General features: G+C 69.5%; 11 protein-coding genes. 3 read left to right on the top strand and 8 right to left on the bottom strand.

Annotated elements, in window-relative coordinates; translation table 11 throughout:
* Nucleotides 1-13: 13 nt before the first annotated feature.
* The 5 genes from ACO0LU_RS16680 to ACO0LU_RS16700 all read right to left on the bottom strand — a co-directional run bounded on the left by ACO0LU_RS16680 (nucleotide 14) and on the right by ACO0LU_RS16700 (nucleotide 4,833).
* Nucleotides 14-967 carry a lysylphosphatidylglycerol synthase domain-containing protein gene (locus ACO0LU_RS16680; protein ID WP_424792471.1) on the bottom strand — a complete coding sequence of 318 codons (954 nt, stop codon included), beginning with the start codon at nucleotides 965-967 and terminating at the stop codon, nucleotides 14-16.
* 6 nt (nucleotides 968-973) lie between these two features.
* Entirely contained in the window at nucleotides 974-2,068 is a 1,095-nt protein-coding gene (locus tag ACO0LU_RS16685) for a nitroreductase family protein (RefSeq protein WP_424792472.1), read from the bottom strand.
* Nucleotides 2,065-3,129, bottom strand: coding sequence for a glycosyltransferase family 2 protein (locus tag ACO0LU_RS16690; RefSeq protein ID WP_424792473.1), 1,065 nt, complete (start codon nucleotides 3,127-3,129; stop codon nucleotides 2,065-2,067). The genes ACO0LU_RS16685 and ACO0LU_RS16690 overlap by 4 nt, the downstream gene beginning before the upstream one ends.
* A gap of 129 nt (nucleotides 3,130-3,258) precedes the next feature.
* Nucleotides 3,259-4,047 carry an aldo/keto reductase gene (locus tag ACO0LU_RS16695; RefSeq protein ID WP_424792474.1) on the bottom strand — a complete coding sequence of 263 codons (789 nt, stop codon included), beginning with the start codon at nucleotides 4,045-4,047 and terminating at the stop codon, nucleotides 3,259-3,261.
* Between the two features lie 108 nt (nucleotides 4,048-4,155).
* The gene (locus tag ACO0LU_RS16700) at nucleotides 4,156-4,833 is read right to left on the bottom strand and encodes a DUF998 domain-containing protein (protein WP_424792475.1); all 678 of its coding nucleotides are present in this window, start codon (nucleotides 4,831-4,833) and stop codon (nucleotides 4,156-4,158) included.
* A 46-nt stretch (nucleotides 4,834-4,879) separates the two neighbouring features.
* Here ACO0LU_RS16700 and ACO0LU_RS16705 point away from each other — a divergent pair, with 46 nt between their 5' ends.
* The gene (locus tag ACO0LU_RS16705; protein ID WP_424792476.1) at nucleotides 4,880-5,497 is read left to right on the top strand and encodes a TetR/AcrR family transcriptional regulator; all 618 of its coding nucleotides are present in this window, start codon (nucleotides 4,880-4,882) and stop codon (nucleotides 5,495-5,497) included.
* A 45-nt stretch (nucleotides 5,498-5,542) separates the two neighbouring features.
* Here ACO0LU_RS16705 and ACO0LU_RS16710 read toward each other — a convergent pair whose 3' ends face one another.
* Nucleotides 5,543-6,415: an AraC family transcriptional regulator gene (locus tag ACO0LU_RS16710; RefSeq protein ID WP_424792477.1), complete on the bottom strand. Its 873-nt coding sequence runs from the start codon at nucleotides 6,413-6,415 to the stop codon at nucleotides 5,543-5,545.
* A 28-nt stretch (nucleotides 6,416-6,443) separates the two neighbouring features.
* On the opposite strand from ACO0LU_RS16710, the gene ACO0LU_RS16715 reads away from it, so the two are divergent.
* Nucleotides 6,444-6,932 carry a VOC family protein gene (locus ACO0LU_RS16715; RefSeq protein ID WP_424792478.1) on the top strand — a complete coding sequence of 163 codons (489 nt, stop codon included), beginning with the start codon at nucleotides 6,444-6,446 and terminating at the stop codon, nucleotides 6,930-6,932.
* Nucleotides 6,933-7,104: 172 nt separating this feature from the next.
* On the opposite strand, the gene ACO0LU_RS16720 is transcribed toward ACO0LU_RS16715, so the two are convergent.
* Together ACO0LU_RS16720 and ACO0LU_RS16725 are read right to left on the bottom strand one after the other, a co-directional pair.
* Nucleotides 7,105-7,476, bottom strand: coding sequence for an STAS/SEC14 domain-containing protein (locus ACO0LU_RS16720; RefSeq protein ID WP_424792479.1), 372 nt, complete (start codon nucleotides 7,474-7,476; stop codon nucleotides 7,105-7,107).
* 112 nt (nucleotides 7,477-7,588) lie between these two features.
* Nucleotides 7,589-10,141: a hypothetical protein gene (locus tag ACO0LU_RS16725; protein WP_424792480.1), complete on the bottom strand. Its 2,553-nt coding sequence runs from the start codon at nucleotides 10,139-10,141 to the stop codon at nucleotides 7,589-7,591.
* Nucleotides 10,142-11,000: 859 nt separating this feature from the next.
* Between ACO0LU_RS16725 and ACO0LU_RS16730 the strand changes: the two genes are divergently transcribed.
* The gene (locus tag ACO0LU_RS16730; protein WP_424792481.1) at nucleotides 11,001-12,545 is read left to right on the top strand and encodes a molybdopterin-dependent oxidoreductase; all 1,545 of its coding nucleotides are present in this window, start codon (nucleotides 11,001-11,003) and stop codon (nucleotides 12,543-12,545) included.
* The last annotated feature ends 17 nt before the right edge of the window (nucleotides 12,546-12,562 follow it).

Raw genomic sequence — 12,562 nt, forward strand, 5'->3', positions numbered from 1 at the left:
GGTCTGGCCACTTTCATGTCGTGGGGGCCGCCCGGGCCGCGGTGAACCGGAGCGCGCCGTAGATCGCCGCAACCAGGGCGTCCCCGAGGGTGGCGAGCAGCCGCGCCGCCAGGGCGAGCACGATGGCCTGTTCCACCGGCAGGTAGGCCACGGCGAGCAGCACGAACACCGACTCGCGCACCCCGATCCCGCTCGGCACGAACACCGCGAGGATACCGGCGGCACCGGCGAAGATGTAGGCGCTGGCCAGCGGGACGTAGGCCGAGGCGGGCACCTCGAACATCGAGGCCGCGATCAGCACCAGCCCGGCGCCGTTCACGATCCGGGGGATCAGGTACATCAACTGGTATTTCAGGGCTGACGGCGACGTGAGGAAGTGCTCGTCGGGCACCTGCCGCTTGAGTACCCGGCGCGCGACCTGGTTGGTGCCCCAGCGCAGCACCGGCCGGCTGGTCAGCACCAGCAGCGGGAGCACCGAGGCGGCGGTGAGAGCCGCGATGCCGCCGTCGCCGTCGGCCAGGTCCAGGGCGCCCAGGAGCAGCAGGATCAGACCGGTGGGCACGATCGAGCCGATGATCAGGAACGCGTTCTCGTAGAAGAAGGACAGCGTGGCCAGGGATTTCGGCACCCCCCGCGAGTGCGCCCAGGTCAGTTTGTTCACCACCGAGCCCACCTGGCCGGGGATGTACTTCAGCAGCCAGGACAGGCAGTGCACCCGGATCGCCTCGGCCACGCCCACGGTGATGCTGCTCAGCTGGGCGATCATCCGGCCCCACAGCACCCCGGAGAGCACCACGGCCAGCGCGAACAGCACCAGCGCGCCGGCGATCCACGCATCGGGGCGCAGGTCGAGGCTGCCCAGGGCCTCGGCGTTGGCGATCAGGGCGCGGGTGAACAGCGCGGCCACCACGGTCACGATCGCCACGGTGAGGAGCCACCGCAGCACCCGGCGCCGCCCAGGCGTCACCGGCCCTCACCGCGCAACGTTGAAACGGCGAAGCACGTCGAGGGACTTCTTCGGCGAGGAGGCGACCAGCGCGTCGCGATCGGCGTACCCGACGGCGATCAGGCAGATGACACGTTCATGGGGTGCTAGGCCCAGGGTCTTCGCCATCTTCATCTCCAGCGGCTCGAAGTCGGGCCAGTTGATCACCGATGAGCTCAGGCCCAAGGTCTCCAGGGCGTACAGGAACCCCATCGTGGCCAGGGCACTGTCGATGTAGATGGCGTGCCGGTCCCGTGGGGAGAAGTAGTTGTCCAGGTTGCCCTTGACCACGATCACCGTGGGGATCTGGTGGTGGTACCCGGCCGTGCCGAACGGGATCGAAGCGACCTTGCGCACCATCTCGGGATCGTCGAACACCAGGAACTCATAGGGGAGCCGGTTGCACGCCGTCGGGGACTCCCGGCCCACCAGCAGGGCCTTGTCGATCAGGTCCCGCGGCACCGGGCGCTGTTCGAACCACCGGATCGAGCGGCGTTGCTTGGCCAGGGCGAGGAGCTGGTCATAGGTGATGTCGCTGGGTTTGATGTCGCGCTGCGGATAGGGGCGCATCGGCACCCCGTTCGTCTCGCCGTCGGGCACGGGGATCGCCGCGAACCGCGACCGGGCTCGGTCCACCGCCGGGTCCCCGTCCGGGACGATCTCGAAGTACTCGGTGAGTACCTCGCGCGCCCAGAGCAGTTCGTCGCCCTCGATCGAACGGTCGCCGGCCTGCCCGGCGACGGCGACGCGGTAGTAGTCCACGGTCTCGGCGATGTAGTCCCGGGCGAACACCGGGCGGCGGGGCTGCATGGACATCCCCTTCTCGAGGCGGTGGATATTGCGCCGCAGTTCCACGTGGGTGGGCCGGGAGGTGCTCAGCGCCCGGTAGTAGGCGCGCCGCCCGGATAGCACCGCGTACTGCTCGCGGTTGAAGGTGAGCAGCCCGGGCACCGAGTAAGCCGTCGCGGGTAGACGGTGGGAGCCGAACAGGTTGAGCGTGACCCGGGTGCCGCCCTCGTAGACCTTGCGCACCGCCGGGACGGCAAGCAGGTTCTTTGCCACGCGCTTGAGTGTGGTGATCATCGCGCTCCCCTGAGCCTGTGCGGCACGGCCGGCGACGACGCAGCCCCGTTCGCGCTCGCCGCACCCCGGTCTGTGCTGCCTTGCTCTGCGCTGCCCGCACCTTCGTCGTCGTGCTTCTGCGTGGGCGGGTACTGCATGACCTTGAGGCGCTCCAGGGTCTCCTCCAGCAGCACCCGGTTGGTGCGCTGCAGGTCGGCGATCACCAGCAGCGCGAAGGAGAGCAACCCCCCGATGAGCATCGCGGTCCCGAAGATCAGTGACTGTACGTGTCCGGCGCCGTTCCCCTGCAGCCAGAACACGGCGAATCGCACGAACGGTATCGCCGCGAGGATCAGCAGCAGCGTGCCCAGGGCGCCCAGGATGTAGTGCGGTTTGTGCATCAGGTAGGAGCGCACGATCGCCGAGCCGGACCGTGCCATGTGCTGGCCGATGTGGCTGAACAGGCGCGATTCGCGGGCTTTCGGATTGGTCTGGACCGGTATCGAGGCGATCCGCAGCCGCTTGTTCCCGGCCTGGATGATGGTCTCCATGCAATAGGAGAAGGTGGTGACCACGTTCAGGCGCAACAAGGCGACCTTGGAGTAGGCCCGGAAGCCGCTGGCCGCATCGGGCAGGTCGGTGCCTGCGGCCTTGTTCACCACCGCGGAGCCGACCCGTTGCATGAGTTTTTTGAAGGGCGAGAAGTGCGGGGTCGTGGCGGTCTGGCGGTCGGCGATGACGATGTCGGCGCTGCCGTTGACGAGCGGTTGCACCAGGTCGGCGATGCGTTCCTGCGGGTACTGGTTGTCGCCGTCGGTGTTCACCACGATGTCCGCGCCGTGGGCCAGGGCGTAGTCGACACCGTCGCGGAACGAGCGCGCCAGACCCATGGTGCCCACGTGGCTGACCACGTGCCTGACCCCGTGGGCGCGTGCCACTTCGACGGTCCGGTCGGTGGAGCCGTCATCGATGATGAGGACTTCGATGGACTCGATTCCCGGGATCTGGGTGGGGATGGAGGCCAGCACCATGGGCAGCGTCTGCTCTTCGTTCAGACACGGCACTTGCACGAATAGTTTCATCTGTCTCTCACTGACTGGGCGGCTCGTGCCCCGTGTTCCCGCGCGACTACGGCCCCTCCCACCATAACCGGTGCGGTTGCCGAGCCCATGGTCGCCCGTCCCGCCACGCCCTGCCCTGCCGGCGGGCGCTCAGCCCGCCAGTGCGTCGATGCGGGCCACCTCGTCCGCGGTCAGGGAGAAGCCGAAGAGGTCGGCGTTGGCGCGGATCCGCTGCGGCGTGACCGACTTGGGGATCACCACGATGTCGTGGTGCAGATGCCAGCGCAGCACCACCTGGGCGGGGGTGACATCGTGGGCATCGGCGATGGCGCCGAGGGTCTGGTCCTCCAGGTCGCTGCTGCGGAACGGGCTGTACCCCTCCACGACGACGCCGCGCTCGGCGGACTCGGCCAGAAACACCGGGTCGTGCACCGACGGCGCCCACCGCACCTGCTTCACCGCCGGGGCGACTCCGGTGGCCTCGATCAACTCATCGACCTCGTCGATGCTGTAGTTGCTCACGCCCACAGCCCGGGCGAGCCCCTCCTCACGGGCGGCGAGCAGTTGCTCCCAGATGCCGGGGCCACCCTCATCAGGTGGGGAGTGGATCAGGTAGAGGTCCACGCTCGGCACGTTCAAGACGGCCAGACTGTCCTCCAGCGCCTCGCGGGCTCGGGCCGCGTCGGCGGGCAACAGTTTCGTGGTGATGAAGACGTCCTCGCGGGGCAGCCCCGAGTCCACCAGCGCCTGGCCGACCTCAGCCTCGTTGCGGTACATCGCGGCGGTGTCCAGGTGCCGGTACCCCGCACCCAGGGCGGTGGCCACGGCGCGGCGGCACTGCTCGCCACTGATCTGCCACGTCCCGAAACCCAGCATCGGCATCTGCACGCCGTCCGGGAGGTGGGCGGCCGGCTCATGCAGTGGGTTCGACGATCGCATGTTCTCGACGCTAACGCCGTTGCCGTCGGTCCGCACCCGCCCCGAAGACGGTCGGCGGTACCGCGGGCAGGCCTCGGACGCGGACTCGGCTCGGGCACCGGGCCGGTCTCACGCAACTTCTCCGGTGTCCGGGTGCGGTACCCAGCGGTAGATCCGCGCGCACGCCAGGGCGAGCCAGAGCCAGCCGGCGATCACGGCCAGCCACAGCAGCGCCACCCCGGCCGGGCTGGTGGCCAGCGCCGCCCCGCCGACGAACCCGGCCACGATCAGCACCGCGAGGCCGATCGCCGGCCACCGGGGGCCGGGGACCGAGTCCGCGCGCATCCAGGCCGCATACGCCAGCGCCGCGGCGGCCAGGGCGAGGAACCCCAGCGCCCCGAACACCAGGTGCAAGATACCCCCGGTGGAAGCGGTGGCCTCTGCCGCGTCCGGCGGGAACCCGGCCATCGGGTCCGGCCGGAAGATCGCGCTCAGGATGAGGCCGGCACCGTAGACGGCCACCAGGGCGGAGACCGCGAGCCCGCGCCCGGTGCGGATCGCCCGGAAGATGCCGTAGGCGGCCGCGAGCACCATCAGCCCGCTCAGCACCAGGTTGGCCCGCTGCATCCACCCGCCCTCACCCAGGGTGAGCAGCGAGAGCGCGTGGGCGCTCAGGTCGAAGCCGGGCCGGGTCAGGGCCAGCACCAGGCCGACGATGAGGTAGAACGGCCCGGCCACCACGCCCCAGCCGAGCAGGCTGCGGGTGATCGCGGCGTCGCGGTTCAGTGTGGGTGCGGTATCGGCCATAGTCTTCACCTCTTACACTGAGGAGTGTAAAAGATGGGAGCCGAACATGGAAGACCCCCGGGTGCTGCGCTCACGCGCCCGCATCATCGACGCGGCCCGGCACTGCTTCGCCGAGCAGGGCTACCGGGACACCAGCGTGGCTGACGTCGCCGCCCGGGCAGGTATCACCAAGCGCACCATCTACAACCTGTACGAGGACAAGGAGACCCTGTTCCGCACCGCCCTCGAGGCCTCGATCGCGATCGCCGAGACCTTCATCGCCGATCTGGTCGCCGAGATCGAGAACGTGGCCGAGGCGACTCCGGACCTGCCGCACCTGGCGGTGCGCCTGGCCCAGGACGTGCTGATCGGGCAGGTGACCGACCTGCGCCGGCTGGTGGCCACCGAGTCCGCCGAGTTCCCCGACCTGGCCCAGCAGTACCGCAGCAGAGCCCCGGAGGCGGTCCTCACCGCCCTCGCGGCCGCCTTCGGCGCACTCACCGAGCGCGGCCAGTTGGCCGCCGAGGACCCGGACCTGGCCGCCGAGCACTTCGCGTTCCTGGTGATGGGCGCGGACCTGGACCGCCGGATGCTGGGCGCCCCGCCGATGTCACGCGCCCGGGTGCGGCGCAAGGCCCTGGCCGGGGCGCAAACCTTCCTGCGCGCCTACGGCACCCAGCCCTAGATGGCCACCGCCGCCGCGGTCGGGCCTCGGGCCCGGGGTCAGTCGCTAGCGCTGCGCCGCCCGGTAACGCGACGGCGGCACCCCGATCACCTGAGTGAAGGCGCGGGTGAGGTGGGCGTGGTCGGCGAATCCCAGGGAGGCCGCGAGCGCCGAGAGGTCCTCGCCCGCACCGGCTTCCAGGGCGGCCACGGCGTCCTGGAGCCGGTGCCGGCGCAGCACCCACAGCGGGGAGGCGCCCACGTACCGGGTGAACAACCGTTGCAGGGTGCGCTCCGAGACGTGCACGTGCTCGGCGATCGGTGCCAGCCTCACGTGCTCGCGCTCGCGCATCAACTCCACCGCCGCCCGCACCACCGCATACCCCGAATCGGCACGCACCTGCTCGGCCCGGTGCGCCCAGTAGGTGCTCAGGAAGGTGACGGCGATATCGCGGCGAGCCTCGTCGTCGTCGGCTTGCAGTACCTGCTCGGTGAACCCGGCAACAGCGGGCCCGAAGACCTGCTCGGCCCCGACGACGGCGTCGGTCAACTCCCGTACGTCCCGGTCCAGCAGGGCGGCCAGGCCGCCGGGGTGGAAGGCGATGCCGGCCACGCGCCCGGCCACCGGCAGGTCGGCGGTGAAGACCTTGGTGACCAGGCCGTGCACGAGTGCGGCCGGGACGGTGCGGTTGTGCAGGATCCCGCCCTCGGCGGCCTCGACGGTCAGGTGGGTGACCGGGTGGGACAGCACCTGCTGGCGGAAGGGTGCGGGTTCCTCGTGGCGCCAGGTGACCCACCAGTAGTAGGCCACCACCTGATCCAGGGGCGCGGGCACGCTCAGGCGGCCGGTGTCGAACACCCGGGCGCCGGCCTTCGGCCACAGCACCGCGCCCTGGCGGCCGGCGTGGGCGGCAGGTTGTCGCGGATCTTCAAGCCCCACATGCGTCACTGTAGGGAGGCTGGAGCCCATGAGCACGCACTATCTGCCCGATGGCTTCACCACCCTCAGCCCACTGATCGTGGTCGCCCCGGCGAGCGCCGCGATCGACTTCTACGCGGCCGTGTTCGGCGCCGAGGTCGTGACCCGGATGGACGGCCCGGACGGGTCGGTCTGGCACTGTGAGCTGAGCCTGGGCCACGGCCGGATGACCGTGATGGACCCGAACGAGGCGTTCCACACCGTGGCCAACACCAAGGACGACGACGTCAGTTTCAGCCTGGGGATCTACGTTCCAGACGTTGATGCGGTGCTGCAGGCGGCGCGCGAGCGCGGGGCGCGGGTGCGGGAGGAAGCGGCCGACTTCGAGGTGACCGGGGACCGGTTCGCCTCCATCCAGGACCCGTTCGGGGTGCGCTGGACGATCATGACCCGGGTGCAGGAGCGCACCGATGCCCAGATCCAGGAGGGGCTGGACGCCTGGGCGGCGTCGATGGCCACGACACCGACCGCTGGGTGACAGAAGTGCGAGCACGCTGCCCGCGCCGTCGGCCTCTTGACCGACGAAGCAGCGCTGGGCTGGGATGGTGTTGCAACGCTGGCTCCCCAGTCCGACCACCCCGTGGTCCCTGGGGCGGGACATGTGGCTGCAACCACCCGCACCGAGGCTCTGGCCGAGTTGGTCAGCGACTTCATTCGCCAGCATCCAGCCACGCCAACGCCTGCTGGCGCTGCCCTGGCTCGAACAGTTCCACGTCCACACCCGGGATGAGCGCGCCTCCGGCCTTGGACAGTGCCCGGACCACGCCGCCGTCGGTGAGCACCGCCACCCGCTCGAACCTGGACAGATCTCCCAGGCGGGAGAGGGCGAGTTTCACGTCCTCCTTCACCCCGCTGGGGCTCACACCCTCCATCCGGCTCAGGTCGGCGAGCATGCGTAGGCGCGCATGCTGGTCCAGCGCGGCGTGGATCTGCGGGGTGAGGCGCTCGTAGTCCTCCTCGGTGACCGTGCCCGAGGCTGCCACCTCGATCAGGCCCTCGGGCGTGGTGTGCATCTGCATCATGGCGGCCTCCTCTGGGGTGATCGTCACCGGCCCTTGTGGTGGCCATGCCACTGTCGCCGAACACCGCAGGTGCTGCCAGTGGGGGCGCACCGCCAGCCGCCGAGCAGGGCGGTCAGTCGTCGAGGATGAGGATGCCGTTGGCGGTGAAGGTCGTGGTGCCCGAGGAGCCGGCGGCCGTGGGCTGCCACGTCCGGGAACATTCGACGTCGATCACGGAGCGGTCCTCATCGCTCAGGTAGCCGGTGAGGGTGGTGCGCGAGTCCGGGGGGACGTAGATGTCATGCCTCGAAGTCACGTAGTGGAACGGCCGGCCGGTGTGGCAGGTCAGCGGCCAGTGCTCGACGTCCGTACGGGTGACCGTCGCCTGCCCGGGGTCGTGGATGACGGTGGTGACCGTCACCGGAAGCTGGCCGTGTAGGTGCAAGCCGTCGCCGTCGACCTCTGCGGCGAGGTAGCCGCTATTCTCGGTCTCGCCCCACGCTCCACCCAGTGTTTCCTGGGCGTCGAACCGCTGCTCGACCACGTGACCCGCACATCCACCGTGGGGAGAGCAGCGTTCGCTTCGGAACGACCCGTGCACCGACCACTCCGAACCCGCGCCCGAGTATCTCGTGCCGCCCCCACCATGCCTTGGTGCCGGGAGATCGTCATCCTCGACGCCCGGTAGCGAACGCGGGGGGAGCATCCCGCCGTCGTCGACCTCTTCGAGTTGCACACGAAGGGAACCGTTCCAGTGCACCTCCGCGTGGCTGGAGACCGGGAGCATCGTGGGTGGGTCGTCGTACTGACCCTCCATCTCCAGGAGCAGTTCCCCCGCAGGCGGGTCGCAATGCAGATCGTGGATCCTCTCGACGGTGGCCTCACCCGACAGTGCCGCGTCGGGGTCGGTGTGCGAGTTGGACACGATAAGCATGAGGATCCCGGCGACGCAGAACTCGTTGCCGTCCGGGGTGAGCCTGACCGTGCGCCGGCTGTATCTACCACGCTCGTCGCGCACGAGCGCTTCCATCGTGGGGATGCCCTCGTCCTCAAGTTCGACCGTGACGCCCACTCCGACCGTCTCATCGCGCGGGCCGTCGGGATAGATGATGTGGTGCTCATACCCCAGCCCGGGGACGCCGGTGTGGTCGATGGTCAGTGCGTCCTCGCCCAGGTCATGGTCGGGCATCGGGGGCAGCACGTCATCTGGGAAGTTGGGGTCCAGGTGCACGAACCTGGTGCCGATGGGGTTGCCCGCCGGGTTCGCGTTGACCATCCGCATCACGAAATCCGGGAACCTGGTCTGGACCGGCACGTACGCGTCGATCGCCGCCAGCACGTCCTCGTGCGCACCGCCGGTTCCCGACAAGTTCTGCCAGGTGTTGAAGATGGACTGGGACCCGGCCGTCTGCTCCATGAACATTGCCCAGAGGGCGGTGGCGTAGGGCTTGTCCGGCCGGGTCTCGGCAACCAGCGAGTCGTCCTCCGACTGCATGATGTGCAAGTGCCGCAGGTGCTCATCCCCGAAATCTCCGGGCAGGTAGTACCGCTCCGCCCAGGTTGCGGTGCCCTCGATGAACCAGAGGTCCTCGAGGTAGTCATGATGAGCGAACTGCAGCACGTGGAAGACCTCGTGCACCACCACGCGGGCCAACTCCGAGTCCGGACCGGTTCCGTCGGTCTCCAGGATGCCGGCGTCGATGAGGATGAAGCCGCTGGAGGCGGTACGCCCAGCCGGACGCGTCGCGATAGCCACACCATGTGCGCCTCGGTCGATGCTGATCGCCTGGCCCCGACGTTCCGGGCCGAGCCAGCCCACATCCAGCAGGTAGATGTCGACCTTGTCATCGGAGTCCGGATGCGGATCATCCCCGGGCCGGTCCGGCTTCGGGGGGCCCATGCCGTCCGGAACGGGTTTGATCATCTCCGGCACAGTGTCATCGACGATCCCGATGACGGCGTCCAACGCCTCCTCGGCCCCCACCGTGCCCGCACCGCGGTCGGCGCAGATCCACACCCGGAAAGGGACCTGGTCGCTGGCCCGGGTCTCCCAGTCGCCCGGGCACTGCCGGCCGGCGGTATCGTTGTTCTCCGGGGCGTTCACCTCGGTCCACGAGAGCGCAGCCTGCTGCCACCGGGCCTCGGCGCCCCCGGCACCGGCCTCACCATCGGGACCTTCGCCGTCGTCCTGGTTTCCGGTGGCGTTCTGGCCCTCGCCGTCGCCCTGCCCACCCCCCGCCCCGTCCGGGCTGTGACTGAACGCGCTCTGCGGGTCCGTGGGGCGCAGGAGATACGGGCCCACGGCCTCAACTACCTCGGCAGGCAGCGTATCCAACTCCCGGACCGCTCGGTTCAGCGCCGCGGAATCGTGGGAGGCGGATTCCCCGCGGTACTCCTGTGGCAGGCGCGGGTCGTTGAACTGACCCCACACCCGGTACATCAGACCGGTGGGCTCATCCAGTCGCCCGGCCGCCACGGCGTCCCGGACCAGCGTGGTCGTGGTGGTGGGTGGTGGTTCGTCGCTCGGCGCGTCCGGGGCGGGCAGCGACCCGTCCTCGTCCTCGACGGGAGCAGCTGTGATCCCCTCATCCGGGGACGCGTCCGGTGCGGGGGATGTGCACCCGGCCGCCACCAGCGCCAGCAGCCCTGCCAGCAGCGCCGCATATCGAAGTCGCGCGAACCTCATGATCCCCTTCGGCCAGTTCGTCGAACCTAAACGCTACCGGTGGGCGGAGCCGGTCGGAGGCGGAACCGGGGGGTGAGTATGTGCGGGCTCAGCGCCGAGGCGGATGGATGCGGAACTGGACCGCCCCATCTATTCACTCGTTGCTTCTTGAACCGTTCCGCCCTGCTCGACAAGGAACCTCTCCGAGATCGCGCCGCGAAGAACGCCAGCGAGTCTGCCTCTGACATTGGAACCGAGGCGAGCCACACCGAAGACGCGGGCAGTTTCTCGCAACGCGTCGTGCGCACCCCTGACAGCATCAATCATCGCGTTGCGAAGTTCCGGGGCCCAAGAGGATCATCTCTCAGTTGAATATTCTCCTTCAGGCCAGTGGATACAGGACCGTGTCAACGACCGCTCTCGCGCGAGCGCTCAGGCGTACCGAAATTCCCAACGAGGTCGCACACCTTTGGCGGCGATCGAAACGAGCGTTCAGGGCCACTCCTAAGAATCGGCCTCAATACGCTAGCGATGCGGATCTGAGGTGGCATTGCCTCGGCGCGTCGCCTGCTTTCGATGCCGTTTCTAGGGACGCCGCGCCCCGCCGTCTCCCTTGGGTTGGTGCCGGCCTGGAGGTTCGGGTCGGGCGCATGCAGGCAGGTGGTTTCGAGTTCCTCGACGATCGGGGTCCCGCCGGGGCGGCATTGACGCAGGGCCGCTCGGCCCAGTCCGCACCAACGGTTCCGGCCACATCCGGTGAGCCCCGGTAGCTGCGGATTGACAAGGCGGCGCGACAGGTCTAGGTCAAGTTCACCTTCCGGACTGATCGCGATGGATCAGCACATGCGGATGAGTTACCACCTAGTGCGATCATGGGGTGATGAGCCGGGGCTCCGCAGCAGAAGCCGCGCTGGCCGGGGTGGCCGCGGGGGCGGTGACCCTCGGCATGGCGGAGATCGGCGCTGCCCTGCTCACCCGCACCGGCGGCGCCGGGGCCACCCCGTCACCGCTGCTGGCAGTGGCCGACACGACCGTCGATTACTCCCCGGCGTGGCTGCGCGACCTCGCCATCGCCACCTTCGGCACCGCGGACAAGACCGTGCTGCTGGTCGGGATGGGCGTGGTGCTGGCCGTGGTCTGCGCCGGCATCGGGCGTCTTGCGGCCAGCCGGATGACGACGGCGATGCTCACCTTCGTGGTGGTGGGTGCGGTGGGGACGATGGCGGTGCTCACCCGTCCTGGGGCGCAGGTGGGCGACGTCGTACCCACCGCGGTCGCCGTCGTCGTCGGCCTGTTCGTGATGAACGGGCTCAGCCGGCCGCGCCCGCAACGGCAGGCCGGGGTGGAGCAGCCGGCCACGAGCACCGACCGGCGTTCGGTGCTGGTCTGGGGCGCCTCGCTGACGGTACTGGGGACGCTGGGTGTCGTGGCCGGCCGGGCGCTGCAGGGCGCCGGTCAGGTGGTGCGCGCCGCACGGGAGATGTTCACCGTGCCGGCCGTGGCCGAGCCGGTGGTGATTCCGGCACAGGTCGATCCGGGTGTGGAGGGACTCTCGCCCTGGCGAACCCCGAACGACGCCTTCTACCGGATCGATACCGCGCTAGCGGTGCCGCAGGTGGACCCGGGCACGTGGCGGCTGCGGGTGCACGGCCTGGTGGAACGGGAGGTGGAGATCGACTTCGATCACTTACTGGCCCAGGAATTGGTGGAGGCGGCCGTGACACTGACGTGCGTGTCTAACCCGGTCGGTGGGGACCTGGTCGGTAACGCGGTATGGACCGGGTGGCCGGTGCGCGAGCTCCTCGCCCGGGCCGAGCCGGACCCGGATGCGGACATGGTGCTGTCCACCAGCGCCGACGGGTGGAGCGCCGGCACTCCGCTGAACGTCCTCACCGACGAGCGCAACGCCCTGCTGGCGGTGGCGATGAACGGGCGGCCGCTGCCGGCCCAGCACGGATTCCCGGTGCGGCTGGTGGTGCCCGGGCTGTACGGGTACGTGTCGGCAACCAAGTGGGTGACAGATCTGAAAGTCACCCGGTTCGCCGACGACGAGGGGTACTGGAGCCCGCGAGGTTGGTCCGAGCGCGGGCCGATCAAGACCGCATCGCGCATCGACGTCCCGGCCGGCGAGCGCGTGCAGGCCGGGGCGACGGTGATCGCCGGGGTGGCCTGGGCCCAGCACCGCGGCATCAGCGCAGTCGAGGTCCGGATCGACAACGAGCCTTGGCAGCAGGCCACCCTGGCCGCCGAGCCCAGCGTGGATGCCTGGCGGATGTGGCACCTGGACTGGGAGGCCACACCCGGTGAGCACGTGATCGTCGTACGCGCCACCGACGGCAGCGGGGCCACCCAGACCGAACGCGCCATGCCACCGGTGCCCGACGGCGCCACCGGGTGGCACTCGGTGCAGGTCGAGGTCATATAACTGCGCCAAAGCAGCGG

It is taken from the genome of Pseudactinotalea sp. Z1748 (assembly GCF_049725185.1).
GTDB lineage: Bacteria > Actinomycetota > Actinomycetes > Actinomycetales > Beutenbergiaceae > CALKWS01.

What these genes read in the sequence shown, in the direction of transcription:
- ACO0LU_RS16690 (WP_424792473.1), bottom strand. Translation starts at nt 3,129, where the DNA reads ATGAAACTATTCGTGCAAGTGCCGTGTCTGAACGAAGAGCAGACGCTG.
- ACO0LU_RS16705 (WP_424792476.1), top strand. Translation starts at nt 4,880, where the DNA reads ATGGAAGACCCCCGGGTGCTGCGCTCACGCGCCCGCATCATCGACGCG.
- ACO0LU_RS16730 (WP_424792481.1), top strand. Translation starts at nt 11,001, where the DNA reads ATGAGCCGGGGCTCCGCAGCAGAAGCCGCGCTGGCCGGGGTGGCCGCG.
- ACO0LU_RS16720 (WP_424792479.1), bottom strand. Translation starts at nt 7,476, where the DNA reads ATGATGCAGATGCACACCACGCCCGAGGGCCTGATCGAGGTGGCAGCC.
- ACO0LU_RS16685 (WP_424792472.1), bottom strand. Translation starts at nt 2,068, where the DNA reads ATGATCACCACACTCAAGCGCGTGGCAAAGAACCTGCTTGCCGTCCCG.
- ACO0LU_RS16715 (WP_424792478.1), top strand. Translation starts at nt 6,444, where the DNA reads ATGAGCACGCACTATCTGCCCGATGGCTTCACCACCCTCAGCCCACTG.
- ACO0LU_RS16725 (WP_424792480.1), bottom strand. Translation starts at nt 10,141, where the DNA reads ATGAGGTTCGCGCGACTTCGATATGCGGCGCTGCTGGCAGGGCTGCTG.
- ACO0LU_RS16695 (WP_424792474.1), bottom strand. Translation starts at nt 4,047, where the DNA reads ATGCGATCGTCGAACCCACTGCATGAGCCGGCCGCCCACCTCCCGGAC.
- ACO0LU_RS16700 (WP_424792475.1), bottom strand. Translation starts at nt 4,833, where the DNA reads ATGGCCGATACCGCACCCACACTGAACCGCGACGCCGCGATCACCCGC.